The organism is Streptomyces sp. TOM-9, from assembly GCF_056858595.1.
In genome coordinates this window covers 6,158,525-6,176,890 of record NZ_JBXEQB010000001.1, presented here as the reverse complement: position 1 = coordinate 6,176,890, position 18,366 = coordinate 6,158,525, and the positions used below count along the sequence as shown (strand labels likewise).

The following is an 18,366-nucleotide window of genomic DNA, read 5'->3' as shown; positions in this document are numbered from 1 at the left end:
CGCACGCCCCCCGGCCGTCCGGGACCGGAACTGGCATCGGAGCCGCCGCCCTGGCAGGATGCGCACCTTCACTGACCGGTAACCCCCGGCGAGCGCCCCCGGGGTTCGAACAGCTCCCCCGGGCGGCTGCTGCAGACTGGCCGCATGCGCATCGAGACGGCGACCGAGCCCGGCAGCCCCGGACGCCCCAACGAGGACTTCGTCGCGGTGGCCATGCCCGCGTCAGGCGGCGGCGGTTCACTGGTCCTGCTGGACGGCGTCACCCCTCCCGACGGCCCCACGGGATGCCGTCACGACGTCCCCTGGTACGTCGCCGAGCTGGGCGGATCCATGATCGAACTGTCCGTTTCGCCCGCGGCCCCGAGCCTGGCGCAGTGTCTCGCGGAATCCGTCCTGCGCACCGCCGACGCGCACCGCGGCAGCTGTGACCTTTCTCACCGCCGCACCCCGCAGGCGACCGTGGTGGCGGTCCGGTGGAATGCGGACACGGTGGAGCATCTGGTGCTATCCGACTCGGTGTTGCTCATCGAGGACACCACAGGTCACGTCGGTGACCTGCGCGACGACCGGCTGGGCCGGCTGCCCGGTCCGGTGCCCGCGCTGCGCGCCGCGGTGCGTGCCCTGCCGCGCGGCACGGCCGCCCGTGCCGAGGCCGCCGCGGAGTACGGGCGGGCGGTGGAGGCCCTGCGCAACGCCGAGGGCGGCTTCTTCACCGCGGCGGCGGACCCCGCGGTCGCCGAGCGCGCCGTCACGGGCACCCGGCCGCGCTCGCAGGTCCGCGCGGTCGCGGCCCTGACGGACGGCGCCGCCCGGCTGGTCGAGGTCTTCCACGAGCAGGACTGGCAGGGCACGTTCACCCTGCTGCGCGAGGCCGGCCCCGAGGAGCTCCTGCGGCGCGTGCGCGCCGCGGAGTCCGCCGACCCGGACGGCACCCGCTTCCCCCGCGGCAAGGCGCGCGACGACGCGACCGCGGTGTTCGCGCAGTGGTGACGACGGCGTTGCCGCGCGCCGGGCGGAGGCCGCGCGGGTCAGGCGCCGTCCTGCTCCTGCGAGTCGTTCAGCTGGCCCAGCAGCCGGGCCAGTTCCCGCAGTTCGTCCCGGTCCCAGCCGCTGAGCCGGCTGACGTAGCGCGCCCGGCGCGCGGTGCGGACGCGTGAGAAGCGCTCGGCGCCCCCCGTGGTGAGCTGCACCAGGTAGGCCCGGCCGTCGGCGGGGTCGGGTTCGCGCCGGATGAGCCCGAGCACCTCCAGGGCGCGCAGTTGACGGCTCATCGTGGCCTTGCCGACGCCGAAGTAGCCGGCGAGCACGGTGGCCCGCTCGGGGCCGGTCTCGGCGAGCCTGGCGAGGATCCCGTACGCCGCGGGCTCCAGGTCCGGATGGACCTCGCGGGCCATCTCGCCGGAGGAGGCGCGGGCGCGCCGCAACAGGACGGTGAGCTCGCGTTCGAGCGCCTCCATCACGGGGTCCGCCTCCCCGGGGGAGCCGGCGGTTCCGGCCACCTCGTCACCCGCTTTCCGTCGTGAAGACCTGTCGTATCCGGCCGCCGTGCACACGGCGTCCCCAGTATTTCGCAGACGCGGACGCACAGCGTGACCAGGGGCCCTTCCCCGCCCGGTGTCCCCGCCCCGCACGGCCCGGCCGCGCGGACGCCACCGCGTGGGCCGCTTGCCGGACGCACGGGAGCGGCCCCTCCTCAGGCCGTGGGAGGGGCCGCTCTCCATTCACCCGGTCAGGGCCTGACTCAGGCCGCGACCGAGGCTTCCAGCCCGGAGTCCGCGCCGGTGACGGCGGGCTCCAGGGCCAGCTTGAGCACGTGCCGGACGTCCGAGACCGCGTGGACCTCCAGCTTCTCCAGGACCTCGGCGGGGACGTCGTCCAGGTCCGCCTCGTTCCTCTTGGGGATCACCACGGTGGTGATCCCGGCGCGGTGCGCCGCCAGCAGCTTCTGCTTGACGCCGCCGATCGGCAGCACGCGCCCGGTCAGCGACACCTCGCCGGTCATCGCCACGTCGGTGCGGACCCGCCGCCCCGACAGGAGCGAGGCCAGCGCGGTGGTCATGGTGACACCCGCGCTCGGGCCGTCCTTGGGGACCGCGCCCGCGGGGACGTGGAGGTGGACGCCGCGCTCCTTCAGGTCGCCGACCGGCAGCTCCAGTTCGGCGCCGTGCGAGCGCAGGAAGGAGAGCGCGATCTGCGCGGACTCCTTCATCACGTCGCCCAGCTGCCCGGTGAGCTGCAGCCCGCTGCCGCCGGTCTCCGGGTCGGCCAGCGAAGCCTCGATGTAGAGGACGTCGCCGCCCGCGCCGGTCACCGCGAGGCCGGTGGACACGCCGGGCACCGCCGTGCGCCGCTCCTGCGGGTCCTGCGCCGACTCCGGCACGTGGTGCGGCCGCCCGATGAGGTCCCGCAGGTCCTGCGGGGTCACCGTGAACGGCAGCTCGCGCTCGCCGAGTTCGTGCTTGGCCGCGACCTTCCGCAGGATGCGGGCGATCGAACGCTCCAGGGTGCGCACGCCCGCCTCGCGGGTGTACTCCCCGGCCAGCCTGCGCAGGGCCGCGTCGTCGACCGTCACCTCGTCCTCACCGAGCCCGGCCAGCTCGCGCTGGCGCGGCAGCAGGTGGTCACGGGCGATGACGACCTTCTCGTCCTCGGTGTAGCCGTCCAGCCGCACCAGTTCCATGCGGTCCAGCAGCGGCTCCGGGATGGCCTCCAGGACGTTGGCGGTGGCGAGGAACACCACGTCGCTCAGGTCCAGTTCGACCTCCAGGTAGTGGTCCCGGAAGGTGTGGTTCTGGGCCGGGTCCAGGACCTCCAGCAGGGCGGCGGCCGGGTCGCCGCGGTAGTCGGAGCCCACCTTGTCGATCTCGTCCAGCAGGACCACCGGGTTCATGGACCCGGCCTCCTTGATGGCGCGCACCAGCCGGCCGGGCAGCGCGCCGACGTAGGTGCGCCGGTGCCCGCGGATCTCCGCCTCGTCGCGGACGCCGCCGAGCGAGACCCGCACGAACTTCCGCCCCATGGCGCGGGCCACGGACTCCCCGAGCGAGGTCTTGCCGACGCCGGGCGGGCCCACCAGGGCCAGCACCGCGCCTCCGCGGCGGCCGCCGACGACCCCGAGCCCGCGGTCGTTGCGGCGCTTGCGCACGGCCAGGTACTCGGTGATGCGTTCCTTCACGTCCTCCAGGCCCGCGTGGTCGGCGTCCAGCACCGCCCGCGCGCCGGGGATGTCGTAGGCGTCCTGGGTCGTGGTGTTCCACGGCAGCTCCAGGACGGTGTCGAGCCAGGTGCGGATCCAGCTGCCCTCGGGGGACGCGTCACTGGACCGCTCCAGCTTCTCGACCTCCTTCAGGGCGGCCTCGCGCACCTTCTCGGGCAGGTCGGCGGCCTCGACGCGGGAACGGTAGTCGTCCGCCTCGTCCTCCGGGTCGCCGTTCAGCTCGGCCAGCTCCTTGCGGACGGCCTGGAGCTGCTGCCGCAGCAGGAACTCGCGCTGCTGCTTCTCCATGCCCTCCTGGACGTCCTTGCGGATGGTCTCCGCGACGTCCTGCTCGGCCAGGTGGTCACGCAGCCACTGCGTGGCCAGCTTCAGCCGGGCGACCGGGTCCAGGGTCTCCAGCAGCTCGATGCGCTGGCTGGTGGTGAGGAAGCCGGAGTAGCCGGCGTTGTCCGCGAGCTGCGAGACGTCCTCGATCTGCTGGACGCGGTCCACGACCTGCCAGGCGCCGCGCTTGCGCAGCCAGCTGGTGGCCAGGGCCTTGTACTCCTTCATGAGCTCCGCGACGGTGCCGGGGGCCTCGGCCGGTGCGGTCTCGGAGAGCTCGGTGCCCTCCACCCACAGGGCGCCGCCGGGGCCGGTCGTGCCGGCGCCGATGCGCACGCGGCTCACCGCGCGGATCACGGCACCGGGATCGCCGTCCGACAGACGTCCCACCTGCTCCACGGTGCCCAGCGTGCCCACGCCGGCGTAGTCCCCGTCCACCCGGGGAACGAGCAGCACCCGCGGCTTGTTGCCGAGTCCGGGCCGACCGGACCGCTGGGCGGCCTGCGCCGCCTCGACCGCGGCGCGCGCCTCGGCGTCGGTCAGGTCCACCGGCACGACCATGCCGGGCAGGACCACCGAGTCGTCGAGGGGCAGCACGGGCAGGGTGAGCGGCGCGAACGCCGACGAAGACGACTGAGCCATTATCTCTCCCTAAGCAATCAAGTTGAGCTACGCAGACTCAATGCATCTGATGCCCCTGGTGTTCCCCGAGCCGTGTTCGCTCTGAGCGATCGGCCGCGGCGCAGGACGCGCGCCTCCTCCGCCGCCCCCGAGAACCGTTCGCGGGGGCGGCGGCGATAGAGGGGCGTGAGACTCTTCCGCCCCATGAGCCACGAGCCGCCCGGAGACGACGCGCTGATGCGCGCGATCGCCCGGGGCGACACCCAGGCCCTCGCAGATCTGTACGACCGCCATTCCGGATGGCTGCACGCCCGGCTCTCGCGGCGCTGCCCGGACCCGGAGACCGTCCGGGAGGTGCTGCAGGACACCTTCGTGGCGGCCTGGCGCTCGGCGGGCACCCACGGCGGCGGGGCCGCGGGTGGCTGGTTGTGGGTGATCGCCGCCCGGCGGCTGGCGGACGCCCGCCGCGCCGCGGTGCGGGCCGGCACCCGCGACCTCCTGGCCGCGGAGGAGCCCGGCACCACCCCCTCCGCCGAGGAGCACGTCCTCGCCGGCCTGGAGTACGGCGACGTCGGCGCCGCGCTCGACCGGATCTCCCCCGAACTGCGGGCCGTCCTGCGGGCGACCGTGATCGACGGCCTCACCACGCGGGAGGCCGCGCGCCTGCTCGGGATACCCGAAGGCACCGTCAAGACCCGGGCCTCGCGGGCGCGCCGCGAACTGCGCTCCGCCCTCGCCGCCCTCGGCACCGCAGGAGGAGCCGCATGCTGACCCCCGCCCGGGGACGCCTCGCGTGGCGCACCCCCGGAACCCCGCAGGCGGACCGGACCGGCTGGCACGTGCCGGACGGCACGGCCGCCGCCTACGCCGACGGCACGCTCGCCGACCCCGCCGCCTGGTCGGTGGACAAGCACCTGGAGTCCTGTGCGGCCTGCGCCGCCCGGATCTCCTCGCTGGCCAGGGCGGGCGAGGGCGGAGCGGTCCTCTCCGAGGTCCGGGACGCGGTGCTCACCGCGGCCACGGGCACCGCGCCCCGGCCGGCCCCGCCCCTCGCGCGGGCGGCCGGGGCCCGACCCTGGCACGCCGCCGTCCGCTCCGCCCGCACGCTGCGTCCGGCCTGGGTGGCGTCGGTGCTGCTGACGCTGGCGGTGGCCGTGGCCCTGACGCGTCTGGGCGGGGCGCCGCAGGGACGCCCCTGGCTTCTGGTGCTCGCCCCGGCGCTGCCGCCGGTGGGCGTGGCCCTCGCGTACGGGAGGTACGGCGACCCCGCCCACGAACTGGCCGCGTCGACACCCTCCGGGGGGCTGCGGCTGCTGCTCACGCGCACCGCAGCCGTGCTGGCGGTGTGCGTGCCGCTGCTGACCGCCGCCGGGGGCGTCCTGGCGGGCACGGGCGCCGCGGTGGCGTGGCTGCTGCCGGGGCTCGTGCTGACCGCGGCCACGCTCGCGCTGGGCAGCTGGACCGGCTGCCACCGGGCCGCCGCCGTGGTGACGGCCGGCTGGCTGTGCGCCGTCGTCCTCTGCGGGCTCCCGCCCGGGTCCGCGCCCCTGCTGCTCTCCCCCGCCGCGCAGCCCGCCTGGGCCGCGGCCGGCGCCGCCTGTGCCCTTCTCCTGACCCTTCGCCGTACCGCTTTCGACCACCTGGAGCGCCCATGACGACCGAGCCGACCGTCTCCCTCGACGGTCTGACCGTGAGACATCGCCGGACCACCGCCCTGGACGCCCTCGACCTGCGCATCGGGCGCGGGGTCCACGGGCTGCTCGGCCCCAACGGCGCCGGCAAGACCTCGCTGATCCGGGTGCTCGCCACCGTGGCCGGGTACCGGTCGGGCCGCCTGGAACTGCTGGGCCACGACCCGGCGACCCAGGCCGGGCGCACCGCGATCCGGCGGCGCCTGGGCTACCTGCCGCAGGAGTTCGGCTACTACCCGGGCTTCACGGTGCGCGAGTTCGTGGCGTACGTGGCCTGGCTGAAGGAGATCCCCAAGGCCGCGGTGCCGGCGGCCGTCGACCGCGCGATGGAGCGGGTCGGCGTCGCCGAGCGCGCCGACGTGAGGATCAGGACCCTGTCCGGCGGCATGGTGCGCCGGGTCGGCATCGCCCAGGCCATCGTCAACGACCCCGACCTGCTGCTGCTCGACGAGCCGACCGCCGGTCTCGACCCGGAACAGCGGGTGGAGTTCCGCGCCCTGCTCAGGGAAGTGGGCACCACGGCGACCGTCCTGGTCTCCACCCATCTCGTCGAGGACGTGGCCACCGCCTGCACGGACGTGACGCTGCTCGACGGCGGACGGGCCGCCTTCCGCGGCACCGCGGCGGAGCTGGCCGCGGCCGGGGACGACGACGCGGCCGGGGACAGCCCGATCGAGCGCGGCTACACGGCGGCGCTGCGCCGTCACCGCGGTGCGGCCTCCGGCGTCCGGGAGGCCGCCGTATGAGCGCCCCTGGCACCCTGGCCACCACTCCCCCGGCGCCTTCCGCCACGCCCCGTGTCCACCGCGTTCACCGTGTCCACCGTGTCCACCGCACCGAGCTGCTGCGCGGCTTCGGGGCGTGGACGGGGGCCGCCGTGGCCGGCAGCGTCCTCGTCACCGTCCTGGCCAGGCGGTACTCACTGGGGGACGACTGGGCGGTGCTCCACGGCGCGCTGCGCGAGGCAGGCCTGCTCCTCGGCGGTCCGCTCGCCCTCGCCGCCGGCTGCTGGCAGGGCGGACGCGAACGGCGGCGCGGCACCGGCGACCTGCTCGCCTCGGCCGCGCGGCAGCCGCTGCGCAGGGCGCTGGTCGCGGCCCTGCCCTCGATGGCCTGGCCGGTGCTGGGCTATCTGGCGGCGGTCGGCGTGTGCCTGGCGCTGGTCCTGCCGTACGCGTCCCACGGGCACCCCGCGTGGGACCGGCCGGCCGCGGACGCGGTGGCGCTCGGGACTCTGGGCGCGCTCGGCTTCGCGGCGGGGCGGGCACTGCCCTGGCGCTTCGCGGCACCGCTGCTCGCGGTCGCCGGGTATCTGCTGCTCGGCATCGGCGCCTACGGCGAGTCGGGCGCCACGGTACTCAGCCCCGCGTACGCCGGCCCCTCCGGTGACGCCCCGGTGTGGTGGGCCGCCCCTCTCGCCTCGGTGTGGTTCGCCGGAACGGCCGCGGCCGCGCTGCTGGCCGGTCACGCCAGGCGGCGGGTGCTCGCCGTCCTGCCGCTGGTCGTCGCCGTCGCGGCCGCGTCCGTCCTGTACCGGAGCGGCGCCGACCTGTGGCGGCCCGACCCCGCCGCGTCCGCGCTCGTCTGCGACCAGGGCACCCCCACGGTGTGCGTCCGCGCGGCGCACGGCTCGGCCCTGCCCGCGGTGCGTGCGGTGGTGGACCGCGTCGACGCCCGGCTGGACGGCGCCCCGGGAGCGCCCGTCCGGTACCGCGAGGGGGGATCGCCGGAGACGGCGCCGCCCGGGGAGGTCCGGTTCCAGCTGTACGGCGGCGTCTTCCGAGGCCGCCTGGGCGACGACGGCATGCTCTACCGGGACTTCGTGTACGCCGTCTCCTCCTCGGCCGCATGCGAGAGGGACCGAGCCGGTGCGCGCGCGTACGCCAACGAGTACGCCGCCCAGGAGTGGCTGGGCCTCGGGAGTCCCCTCTTCACCGCCGACCCGGCCCAGGCGCGCCTGGCGCGGTCGGGGGCGCAGCGCCTGCGCGCCATGACGGCCGCCGACCGCCGCGCCTGGTTCGGCCGCTACCTGGCCGGCGTCCGGGCCTGCGACGTCGGCGAAGTCCCCGCGCCGTGACCCCCACCGGACCCGTCGAGGAGCCCTCACGATGACGCCGACCCTTCTGCCCCTCTATCTCCGCTCACGCGGTCTGCCCGGCACCGCCGCCGCGCTGGCCGTCCTCTTCGCCGCCTCCCGCTGGGGCGCGGACTGGCTGGTCAGCCGGCCGTTCTTCGGCACAGGCGCCCGCGTCCCGGTGGTCGTCCTCGCCCCGGTCCTCGCGGCGGCCGTCACCGGGATCTCCCTCCACACCCACTCCGGGGAGGTGGACCGCGGGGCCCCGCTGCCCTGGTGGCGGTGGCGGGCCGTGCACCTGATCGCCCTCACCGGGTCGGCGGTGCTCTGGCTGGGCGCGGCGGTCCCCGGGGACCCGGACCGCTTCGGTGCCCCGACGATGGTCCGGGGCGTGATCGGCTTCACCGGCCTCGCGGCCGCGGGCGCCGCCGTCCTGGGTGCCCGGCTGAGCTGGCTGCCGCCCGTGCTCTACGGCGGCAGCGTCTACCTCGCGGCTCCCCGCACTCCGGGCGGGGCGGCCGCGGTGTGGGCCTGGTCGATGCAGCCGGGCGCCCAGCCCGCGGCCTGGGCGACCGCCGCCGTCCTCTTCGCGGGCGGCGCCGCCCTGGTGGCCGTCCGGGGACCGGCCCCGGGCCGCTGCGGGTGAAAAACCCCGTCCGGCCCGGCGGGTCATCTCATTACGCTGGGTCCATGGACGCGAACGAAGAGGAACGGCCCGTCACGCTCGACCGTCGTGACGGGCCGTACGGGGAGGTCGCGCTCCGGCGCAGCGGCGGGCGCTACGAGATCATCGCCAACGGCACCTTCCTGATGGACACCTCCGACGGCCGCTCGGAACGGCTGCTGGTCGACGCGGCGCTGGGCGCCCTCCCGGCGGACCGGGCCGAGCCGTCGGTGCTGATCGGCGGCCTCGGGGTGGGTTTCTCGCTCGCGCGGGCGGCGGCCGAGCCGCGCTGGGCGCGGATCGCGGTGGCCGAACGGGAACGGGCGGTGATCGACTGGCATCACACGGGCCCGCTGGCGGACTTCTCCGAGCACGCGCTGGAGAACCCGCGGGTGAGCGTCGTCGAGGGCGATCTGGTGGCGTACGTGCGGGAGGCGGACGTGACGTACGACGCGCTGTGCCTGGACATCGACAACGGCCCCGACTGGACGGTCACCGAGGGCAACGGGGGGCTGTACGGACCGGAGGGTCTGGCGGCCTGCAGGGAGCGGCTCGAACCCGGCGGCGTACTGGCGGTATGGTCTGCGCAGCCGTCCGCCGCGTTCGACGACGCCTTGCGGTCGGCGCAGTTCACGCAGGTCCGGACCATCGAGATCCCGGTGAATCGGGGCGTTCCGGATGTCGTGCACCTGGCAATCAAACCCGCATAGCCGCGTCGCCGTCCCGCCCCGTACGCTGCTGCGCAACGCAAACGACCATGGGGGACCCCACATGGACAGCACACAGCCGACGACCGCCGACGCCGCAGCGGTGGCGGCCACCCCCGGTGCGCAGCGCCGCGTGCTGGTGGTGGAGGACGACGCGACGATCGCCGACGCCATCGCGGTACGCCTGCGGGCCGAGGGCTTCCAGGTCCGCACCGCGGGCGACGGCCCCGCCGCCGTGGAGACCGCCGCCTCCTGGCAGCCCGACCTCCTCGTCCTCGACGTCATGCTCCCCGGGTACGACGGCCTGGAGGTCTGCCGCCGCGTGCAGGCCTCGCGGCCGGTCCCGGTGCTGATGCTGACCGCCCGCGACGACGAGACCGACATGCTGGTCGGGCTCGGCGTGGGCGCCGACGACTACATGACCAAGCCCTTCTCGCTGCGCGAGCTGGTCGCCCGGGTGCACGTGCTGCTGCGCCGCGTGGAGCGCGCCACGATCGCCGCCCGCGACCCGCGCGGCGCCAACATGCAGCTCGGCGACCTGGAGATCGACAACGCCCAGCGGCGGGTCCGGGTCCGGGGCGCCGACGTGCACCTCACCCCGACCGAGTTCGACCTGCTGGTCTGCCTGGCCCAGCAGCCGCGCGCGGTGCTCTCCCGGGAGCAGCTGCTGGCCGAGGTCTGGGACTGGGCGGACGCCTCCGGCACCCGCACCGTCGACAGCCACGTCAAGGCGCTGCGGCGGAAGATCGGCGCGGAGCGCATCCGTACCGTGCACGGCGTCGGCTACGCGCTCGAGACGCCCACGCCGTGAGCCCCTACAGCGCGCCGCGCCCGCCGAAGCTGCGGGAACGTGTCTGGGCCGCGCTGAGGCCGTACGACCCCTTCCGGTCGATCAAGGCGGCGCTGCAGTACCTGGTGCTCGCCTCCGTGCTGATCACCACGGGCCTGGTCTTCGTGGCGATGCACTCCGCGACCGAGATCCGGATCATCACCATCTTCTCGATCATCGCCTCGCTGCTGATCTCGCAGCTGGTGGCGCACGGGCTGACCGCGCCGCTGCGCGAGATGACCTCGGCCGCCGGCGCCATGGTGCGCGGCGACTACAGCCGGCGGGTCACCGCGGTGCGCCGCGACGAGGTCGGCGAACTGGCCGAGACCTTCAACCGGATGGCCGCCGACCTGGAGGCCGTCGACCGGCACCGCAAGGAGCTGGTGGCGAATGTCTCACACGAGCTGCGCACCCCGATCGCGGCGCTCCGCGCGGTCCTGGAGAACGTCGTCGACGGGGTCTCCGAGGCCGACACGGAGACGATGCGCACCGCGCTGCAGCAGGCGGAGCGGCTGAGTCTGCTCGTCGCCCACCTGCTGGACCTCTCCCGCCTGGACAACGGCATCGTGCCGCTGGACGCCAAGCGCTTCGAGGTCTGGCCGTACCTGTCGGCCGTGATCAAGACGGCCGGCCTCGGCCTGAAGGACGCCAGGGCGCACGGCGGCCGGGCGCGCAAGGACGTCCACCTCCACCTGGACGTCTCACCGCCGGAGCTGACCGCGTACGCGGACGCGGAGCGGCTGCACCAGGTGGTCGCCAACCTGATCGACAACGCCGTCAAGCACAGCCCGCCCAGCGGCCGGGTCACCGTCCGCGCCCGGCGCGGCACCGGTCCGGGCAGCCTCGACCTGGAGGTCCTGGACGAGGGCCCCGGCATACCCGAGGCCGAGCGCACCCGCGTCTTCGAGCGGTTCAACCGCGGCACCGCGGGACCGGGGGACGGCGGGACCGGGCTGGGACTGGCGATCGCGCGCTGGGCGGTGGACCTCCACGGCGGACGCATCGCGGTGGCCGAGTCCCCCCGCGGCTGCCGGATCCGCGTCACCCTCCCGGGGTCCGCGACGGCGTCGGCTTGACGCTCCCGCCCGGGCGGACGTTGCCAGAGGCAACCGGACCAGTCGATTCAGGTCCCCATTCCCGCCAAACTCCGCCCCGAAACCGCCTTTCCGATGTGACTTAGGCGACGACTGGCCTCCCCGCCTGCAGGAAACGCTCAGGTAGGCGTAGCCTTTATTTCCGCTGTCCATCACCTTGTGAAGCGGAAGAGGGCGGTTGCCGCCGTGTCGCCACACCCCAGTAGCTCGAGCGTCCCGACCGAAACCGATGGGCAGGGCCAGGGCCCTGCCGCGGGCTTCGGGCCTAACGAGTGGCTTGTCGATGAGATCTACCAGCAGTACCTCCAGGACCCGAACTCGGTGGACCGAGCCTGGTGGGACTTCTTCGCCGATTACAAGCCGGGAGCGGATACGGGTTCCGCAGTCGCCTCGGGCCAGCCTCAGGCGGCCCCCGCAGCGCCTCCGGCCGCTCCGGCCGCGCCCGCTGCCCCCGCACCGGCCGCTCCGGCCCCGGCACCCGTGACGCCCGCCGCCGCGCCGGCCCCGGTCGCCCAGGCCCCGGCCCCCGCCCCGGCCGCTCCGGCCCCCGCGAAGCCCGCCGTCGAGAAGCCCACTCCGGCGCAGCCGCAGCCGACGGCCAAGGCCGCCCCGGCCACCGAGGCGGCCCAGGGACCCGAGTACGTGACGCTGCGCGGCCCGTCCGCGGCCGTGGCGAAGAACATGCACGCCTCGCTGGAGCTGCCCACGGCCACGTCCGTGCGCGCCGTCCCGGTGAAGCTGCTGTTCGACAACCGCATCGTCATCAACAACCACCTCAAGCGCGCCCGTGGCGGCAAGGTCTCCTTCACGCACATCATCGGCTACGCCATGGTGCAGGCACTGAAGATCATGCCCGCGATGAACTGGTCGTTCGCGGAGAAGGACGGCAAGCCGACGCTGGTCAAGCCCGACCACGTCAACCTGGGCCTCGCCATCGACCTGGTCAAGCCCAACGGCGACCGCCAGCTGGTCGTCGCGGCCATCAAGAAGGCCGAGACCCTCAACTTCTTCGAGTTCTGGCAGGCCTACGAGGACATCGTCCGCCGCGCCCGGGTCGGCAAGCTGACGATGGACGACTTCTCCGGCGTCACCGTCTCGCTCACCAACCCCGGCGGCATCGGCACCGTCCACTCGGTGCCGCGCCTGATGCCCGGCCAGTCGGTGATCCTCGGCGTCGGCTCCATGGACTACCCCGCCGAGTTCCAGGGCACCTCGCAGGACACCCTGAACAAGCTGGGCATCTCCAAGGTCATGACGCTGACCAGCACCTACGACCACCGGGTCATCCAGGGTGCGGCGTCGGGCGAGTTCCTGCGCATCATGAACCAGCTCCTGCTGGGCGAGAACAACTTCTTCGACGACATCTTCAAGGCGCTGCGCATCCCCTACGAGCCGGTCCGCTGGCTCAAGGACATCGACGCCAGCCACGACGACGACGTCACCAAGGCCGCCCGCGTCTTCGAGCTGATCCACTCCTACCGGGTCCGCGGCCACGTCATGGCCGACACCGACCCGCTGGAGTACAAGCAGCGCAAGCACCCCGACCTCGACATCACCGAGCACGGCCTCACCCTGTGGGACCTGGAGCGCGACTTCGCCGTCGGCGGTTTCGCCGGCAAGTCGCTGATGAAGCTGCGCGACATCCTCGGAGTGCTGCGCGACTCGTACTGCCGCACCGTCGGCATCGAGTTCATGCACATCCAGGACCCGCTGCAGCGCAAGTGGATCCAGGACCGCGTCGAGCGCCCGCACACCAAGCCCGAGCGCGACGAGCAGCTGCGCATCCTGCGCCGCCTCAACGCCGCGGAGGCCTTCGAGACCTTCCTGCAGACGAAGTACGTCGGCCAGAAGCGCTTCTCCCTCGAGGGCGGCGAGTCCGTCATCCCGCTGCTCGACGCCGTCATCGACGCCGCCGCCGAATCGCGGCTGGACGAGGTCGTCATCGGCATGGCCCACCGCGGCCGGCTGAACGTGCTGGCCAACATCGTCGGCAAGTCGTACGCGCAGATCTTCCGCGAGTTCGAGGGCAACCTCGACCCGAAGTCGATGCACGGCTCCGGCGACGTGAAGTACCACCTGGGCGCCCAGGGCACCTTCACCGGCCTGGACGGCGAGCAGATCACCGTCTCGCTGGCCGCGAACCCCTCGCACCTGGAGGCGGTCGACCCGATCGTCGAGGGCATCGCCCGTGCCAAGCAGGACGTCATCGGCAAGGGCGGCACGGACTTCACCGTCATGCCGGTCGTGCTCCACGGCGACGCGGCCTTCGCCGGCCAGGGCGTCGTCGCGGAGACCCTGAACATGTCGCAGCTGCGCGGCTACCGCACCGGCGGCACCGTGCACGTGGTGATCAACAACCAGGTCGGCTTCACCGCCGCCCCGGAGTCCTCGCGCTCGTCGATGTACTCCACCGACGTCGCGCGCATGATCGAGGCGCCGATCTTCCACGTGAACGGCGACGACCCGGAGGCCGTGGTCCGCGTCGCACGGCTCGCCTTCGAGTTCCGCCAGGCGTTCAACAAGGACGTCGTCATCGACCTCATCTGCTACCGCCGCCGCGGTCACAACGAGGCCGACAACCCGTCCTTCACCCAGCCGCTGATGTACGACCTGATCGACAAGAAGCGCTCGGTGCGCAAGCTCTACACCGAGTCCCTCATCGGTCGCGGCGACATCACCCTGGAAGAGGCCGAGCAGGTCCTGCAGGACTACCAGGGCCAGCTGGAGAAGGTCTTCACCGAGGTCCGCGAGGCGACCGCGCCGGCCGCCCCGCAGGAGGAGGAGAACCAGGCCACCGGCCCGGAGTTCCCCGTCCCGGCGGACACCGCGATCAGCCAGGAGACCGTCAAGCGGATCGCGGCCTCCCAGGTCAACATCCCGGAGCGGATCACCGTCCACCCGCGTCTGATGCCGCAGCTGCAGCGCCGCGCGGCCATGGTCGAGGACGACACCATCGACTGGGCCATGGGCGAGACCCTCGCCATCGGCTCCCTGCTGATGGAGGGCACCCCGGTCCGGCTCGCCGGCCAGGACTCCCGCCGCGGCACCTTCGGCCAGCGGCACGCCGTGCTGGTCGACCGGGAGACCGGCGAGGACTACACCCCGCTGCTCTACCTCGCCGAGGACCAGGCGCGCTACAACGTCTACGACTCGCTGCTCAGCGAGTACGCGGCGATGGGCTTCGAGTACGGCTACTCGCTGGCCCGCCCGGACGCGCTGGTCGCCTGGGAGGCCCAGTTCGGTGACTTCGTCAACGGCGCCCAGACCGTCGTGGACGAGTTCATCTCCTCCGCCGAGCAGAAGTGGGGCCAGACCTCCGGCGTCACCCTGCTGCTGCCGCACGGCTACGAGGGCCAGGGCCCGGACCACTCCTCCGCCCGCATCGAGCGCTTCCTGCAGCTGTGCGCGCAGAACAACATGACGGTCGCGGTCCCGACCACCCCGGCGAACTACTTCCACCTCCTGCGGTGGCAGGTCCACAACCCGCACCACAAGCCGCTCATCGTCTTCACCCCGAAGTCGATGCTGCGCCTGAAGGCGGCGACCTCGAAGACGGAGGAGTTCACCTCCGGCCAGTTCCAGCCGGTCATCGGCGACGGCACCGTCAAGCCCGAGGACGTCCGCAAGGTCGTCTTCTGCTCCGGCAAGGTCTACTACGACCTCGTCGCCGAGCGTGAGAAGCGTGGTGCCTTCGACACCGCCCTCATCCGCATCGAGCGTCTCTACCCGCTGCCGGGCCTGGAGATCCAGGCCGCCCTGGCCCCGTTCACCAAGGCCCAGAAGTACGTCTGGGCCCAGGACGAGCCGGCCAACCAGGGTGCCTGGCCGTTCATCGCCCTCAACCTGATCGACCACCTCGACCTGGTGCTCGGCGCCGCGCCCGACAACGCCGACCGGCTGCGTCGTGTGTCGCGTCCGTCCTCCTCGTCGCCGGCGGTCGGTTCCGCCAAGCGGCACCAGCAGGAGCAGGAGCAGCTCGTGCACGAGGTCTTCGAGCTCTGAGGCCCGTAGTCCCCGGTACGACGCGCAGGGGTCCCGCACTCGTCGAGTGCGGGACCCCTGCGCGTACGCGGGCCGGCAGGAGGGGGCCCCGGCCCGGGCGGCGGGAGTACCTATCCTGGCCTGGTACGTCATCCTTCGACCCTGATCCGGAGCACCCCTTGTACTTCACCGACCGCGGCATCGAGGAGCTGGAGAACCGGCGCGGCCAGGAGGAGGTCACCTTCGAGTGGCTCGCCGAGCGGCTGCGGGAGTTCGTCGACCTCAACCCGGAGTTCGAGATCCCGGTGGAGCGGCTGGCGACGTGGCTGGCCCGGCTGGACGACGACGAGGACGAGTAGCCGCGAGCGGCGGGACCGCCGGGCTCAGGTGCGGAAGGCGCCGAACCGGACCCCGTCGCCGCAGACGCTGAAGACCGCCGGGGTGCCGTCGGCCGTGGTGACCTCGACCGTACGGGCCACGTCGTCGGGGAGCGCGACCTGCACGCGGGAGGCCTGGACGGGGCAGACCTCGCGTGCCGAGGGGGTCCCCTCGACGTTGAGGTCGGTGTAGCGGACCTCGGCGACGGCCGTGGTGCCCCCGCGGAGCTCCACGGCTTCGGTGCCGGCGGCGGAGTTGTCCGCCTCGACGGGGGCGGCCTTGCCCTGGTCGTCCCTCGCGGTGAGGGTCGTGGCGCCGGTCAGCCTGCAGGGGGCGCCCGAGGTGTTGGTGAGCTCGACCCGGGCGACCGCGGGCTGCGAGGCGGTCGCGTGGACGGCGGCGGCCAGGAAGCGTACGGCGGTCGTGCCGGCCGTGCAGGCGCTCACCCGGGCGTTCGCGGGGCTCACCTCGGCGGCGGGCCCACCGGTCTCGGTACGGGTGCCGCAGGCGGCCAGGGCGAGGCCCGTCAGGAGCAGGACGGTCGCGGCGGTGGCGGTGGCGGTTCGAGGGCCCATGAGGGATGAGCACATCACCCGGCGCCCGTACGGCCGCTCGCGGCGCGCACGGCGCCGCGTCCCGCGGGGAGGACCTCACCCGTTCGCCGCGTGACCGGCCGTACCCGGGCGCCGTTCCGCCGCGAACCGCCACCGGGGCGCGCACGGCGCTCCCTTGACTTCCGATCCACGCGATATATCGTGTCTATCGAGAGACGCGATATGTTGCGTTGTCGGCGTTGACCCGGCGTGCCCGGGTGACCCCAAGGAGGGGCGAAATGAGCGGAACCCCCGGCTCACGGGAGTGGACGGTCACCGAGCCGCACAAGATGGTCTTCGACGCAGGCGTCGACACCCTGCACGTCCGGATCGTCAACGGTGCCGTCAACGTGGTCGGCGTCGACGAGGGCCCGGCGCGGCTGGAGGTGAGCGAGCTCGACGGCCCCCCGCTGATCGTGTCGCACGAGGGCGGCACGCTCACCGTCACCTACGAGGACCTGCCCTGGAAGGGCCTGCTCAAGTGGCTCGACCGCAAGGGCTGGCGGCGGCACGCCGTCGTCTCGCTCGCGGTCCCGCAGCGCACCAGCGTGTCGGTGGGGGTGGTCGGGGCGAACGCCGTGATCTCGGGGATCTCGGACCGCACCGCCGTACGGGGCGTCAACGGCGACATCACGCTGGTCGGCCAGGCCGGCCCGGTGACCGCCGAGACGGTCGCGGGGAACGTGGAGGCCCAGGCGGTCTCCGGCGACCTGCGGGTCAACACCGTCTCCGGCGACCTGACCGTGGTCGAGGGCAGCGGCGCCGCCGTCAAGGCCGACTCGGTCAGCGGCAACATGGTGCTCGACCTGGACCCGCGCAGCGGCGCGGACGTCCGCCTGACCTCGGTCTCCGGGGAGATCGCGATCCGCATCCCGGAGCCCGGGGACGCCGAGGTGGACGCCAACACCACCAGCGGCGACGTCTCCTGCGCCTTCGACGAGCTGCGGGTCAGCGGGCAGTGGGGCGCCAAGCGGATCTCCGGCCGGATGGGGTCCGGCGGCTCCCGGCTGAAGGCCACCACGGTGTCGGGCGCGATCGCGCTGCTGCGCCGCCCGCCCCAGGAGGACCACGGACCCGCGGACGCCGATCCGTTCCGGAAGGACGTCTGAGATGGCCCCCGTCTTCGCCCACGGCCGGCTCCGCCTCTACCTGCTCAAGCTGCTGGACGAGGCCCCCCGTCACGGCTACGAGGTGATCCGGCTGCTGGAGGAGCGCTTCCACGGCCTGTACGCCCCCTCCGCCGGCACCGTCTACCCGCGGCTGGCCAAGCTGGAGAAGGAGGGCCTGGTCACCCACTCCACGGAGGGCGGCCGCAAGGTGTACTCGATCACCGACGCGGGCCGCGCGGAACTCGCCTCCCGCAGCGACGAGATCGCCGACCTGGAGAACGAGATCCGCGACTCCGTCTCCACGCTCGCCGCCGAGATCCGCGAGGACGTCCGCGGCGCCGCGGGCGACCTGCGGCGCGAGATCCGGGCGGCCGCCCAGCAGGCGGCGCACACCCAGCCGAAGTCCTCCCCGGCGGACTGGAAGGAGCAGATGCGCCGCTCCAAGGAGGAGATCCGGCAGGCCCGCGAGGAGGCCCGTACCGCCAAGCGCGCCGCCAAGGAGGCCCAGGACGCCGCACGGGACGAGGTGCAGCGCATCGCGCGCCGCGTCCAGGAGGAGGTCCAGGACCATGTCCGGCGCGGCGACTGGCAGACCGGCGTCCGCGAGGGGCTGGCGGAACTCACCCGGGAGCTCGGCCAGTTCGGCCGCACCTCCACCTCCTGGCCGCCGTACGTGAAGCCCGAGCCCGCCGAGGCGCCCGAGTGGGGCGCGGAGGACGCCGCCGTGACCGAGGACCCTGCCCGCGACCTGGAGCGCCTGCTGGACCGCTTCCGCGACGACGTCCGCGACGCCGCCCGCGACAACGGCGTGGACGCCGAGCAGTTGCGCGAGGTCCGCCGCCATCTGTCCACGGCGGCCGCCCACATCGGCGTCGTGCTGCGCGGCAAGCACAAGGGCCGGGACTAGGCCGCGTCGTCAAAGGAGCGCCGGCCGCCCGGAGGGCGGGCCCAGCGGCGTCTGGTGCGGTGCATCGCAAGGCGGAGAGTCGTCCTCGTAGTGGGCTACTCGGACGATTCGACAACGCAGCGAGGTGCCGTGCCAGGCGCCGCTGGGCAGGCGGGACTTTGACGACACGGCCTAGCC

Annotated in this window: 16 protein-coding genes; 13 read left to right on the top strand and 3 right to left on the bottom strand. The window is 73.8% G+C overall.

The features are described 5' to 3' along the window. Positions 1-144 precede the first annotated feature (144 nt). Positions 145-990 carry a hypothetical protein gene (locus AC1VWI_RS28975; RefSeq protein ID WP_499513931.1) on the top strand — a complete coding sequence of 282 codons (846 nt, stop codon included), beginning with the start codon at positions 145-147 and terminating at the stop codon, positions 988-990. Positions 991-1,028: 38 nt separating this feature from the next. Here AC1VWI_RS28975 and AC1VWI_RS28970 read toward each other — a convergent pair whose 3' ends face one another. Beyond that, the gene (locus tag AC1VWI_RS28970) at positions 1,029-1,457 is read right to left on the bottom strand and encodes a MarR family winged helix-turn-helix transcriptional regulator (protein ID WP_499516945.1); all 429 of its coding nucleotides are present in this window, start codon (positions 1,455-1,457) and stop codon (positions 1,029-1,031) included. 284 nt (positions 1,458-1,741) lie between these two features. Further along, a complete protein-coding gene (gene lon / locus AC1VWI_RS28965) occupies positions 1,742-4,183 on the bottom strand; it encodes an endopeptidase La (protein WP_499513930.1) in 2,442 nt (813 codons plus the stop codon). 183 nt (positions 4,184-4,366) lie between these two features. On the opposite strand from lon, the gene AC1VWI_RS28960 reads away from it, so the two are divergent. The 10 genes from AC1VWI_RS28960 (at position 4,367) to AC1VWI_RS28915 (ending at position 15,561) form a co-directional block, all read left to right on the top strand. Beyond that, positions 4,367-4,933, top strand: a complete 567-nt coding sequence (locus AC1VWI_RS28960) for an RNA polymerase sigma factor (protein ID WP_499513929.1) — start codon at positions 4,367-4,369, stop codon at positions 4,931-4,933. After that, complete coding sequence (locus AC1VWI_RS28955) at positions 4,927-5,817, top strand: zf-HC2 domain-containing protein (protein ID WP_499513928.1); 891 nt, start codon at positions 4,927-4,929, stop codon at positions 5,815-5,817. Before AC1VWI_RS28960 ends, AC1VWI_RS28955 begins: the two co-directional genes overlap by 7 nt. Then, positions 5,814-6,599, top strand: a complete 786-nt coding sequence (locus AC1VWI_RS28950) for an ABC transporter ATP-binding protein (protein ID WP_499513927.1) — start codon at positions 5,814-5,816, stop codon at positions 6,597-6,599. Before AC1VWI_RS28955 ends, AC1VWI_RS28950 begins: the two co-directional genes overlap by 4 nt. Continuing rightward, complete coding sequence (locus AC1VWI_RS28945; RefSeq protein WP_499513926.1) at positions 6,596-7,930, top strand: hypothetical protein; 1,335 nt, start codon at positions 6,596-6,598, stop codon at positions 7,928-7,930. The genes AC1VWI_RS28950 and AC1VWI_RS28945 overlap by 4 nt, the downstream gene beginning before the upstream one ends. A gap of 31 nt (positions 7,931-7,961) precedes the next feature. Beyond that, positions 7,962-8,573, top strand: a complete 612-nt coding sequence (locus AC1VWI_RS28940; protein ID WP_499513925.1) for a hypothetical protein — start codon at positions 7,962-7,964, stop codon at positions 8,571-8,573. Positions 8,574-8,617: 44 nt separating this feature from the next. Continuing rightward, the gene (locus AC1VWI_RS28935; RefSeq protein ID WP_499513924.1) at positions 8,618-9,301 is read left to right on the top strand and encodes a spermidine synthase family protein; all 684 of its coding nucleotides are present in this window, start codon (positions 8,618-8,620) and stop codon (positions 9,299-9,301) included. A gap of 61 nt (positions 9,302-9,362) precedes the next feature. Next, positions 9,363-10,109: a response regulator transcription factor gene (locus tag AC1VWI_RS28930; RefSeq protein WP_431967385.1), complete on the top strand. Its 747-nt coding sequence runs from the start codon at positions 9,363-9,365 to the stop codon at positions 10,107-10,109. Then, positions 10,106-11,203 carry a HAMP domain-containing sensor histidine kinase gene (locus AC1VWI_RS28925; RefSeq protein WP_499513923.1) on the top strand — a complete coding sequence of 366 codons (1,098 nt, stop codon included), beginning with the start codon at positions 10,106-10,108 and terminating at the stop codon, positions 11,201-11,203. Before AC1VWI_RS28930 ends, AC1VWI_RS28925 begins: the two co-directional genes overlap by 4 nt. 204 nt (positions 11,204-11,407) lie before the next feature. After that, on the top strand, positions 11,408-15,223 hold the full coding sequence (locus tag AC1VWI_RS28920; RefSeq protein WP_499513922.1) for a multifunctional oxoglutarate decarboxylase/oxoglutarate dehydrogenase thiamine pyrophosphate-binding subunit/dihydrolipoyllysine-residue succinyltransferase subunit: 3,816 nt from the start codon (positions 11,408-11,410) through the stop codon (positions 15,221-15,223). Positions 15,224-15,381: 158 nt separating this feature from the next. Beyond that, complete coding sequence (locus AC1VWI_RS28915) at positions 15,382-15,561, top strand: DUF6104 family protein (protein ID WP_431967379.1); 180 nt, start codon at positions 15,382-15,384, stop codon at positions 15,559-15,561. 24 nt (positions 15,562-15,585) lie between these two features. On the opposite strand, the gene AC1VWI_RS28910 is transcribed toward AC1VWI_RS28915, so the two are convergent. Continuing rightward, positions 15,586-16,155, bottom strand: coding sequence for a DUF4232 domain-containing protein (locus AC1VWI_RS28910; RefSeq protein ID WP_499513921.1), 570 nt, complete (start codon positions 16,153-16,155; stop codon positions 15,586-15,588). 257 nt (positions 16,156-16,412) lie between these two features. Here AC1VWI_RS28910 and AC1VWI_RS28905 point away from each other — a divergent pair, with 257 nt between their 5' ends. After that, entirely contained in the window at positions 16,413-17,282 is an 870-nt protein-coding gene (locus AC1VWI_RS28905) for a DUF4097 family beta strand repeat-containing protein (protein WP_499513920.1), read from the top strand. Between the two features lies 1 nt (position 17,283). Further along, the gene (locus AC1VWI_RS28900; RefSeq protein WP_499513919.1) at positions 17,284-18,189 is read left to right on the top strand and encodes a PadR family transcriptional regulator; all 906 of its coding nucleotides are present in this window, start codon (positions 17,284-17,286) and stop codon (positions 18,187-18,189) included. The last annotated feature ends 177 nt before the right edge of the window (positions 18,190-18,366 follow it).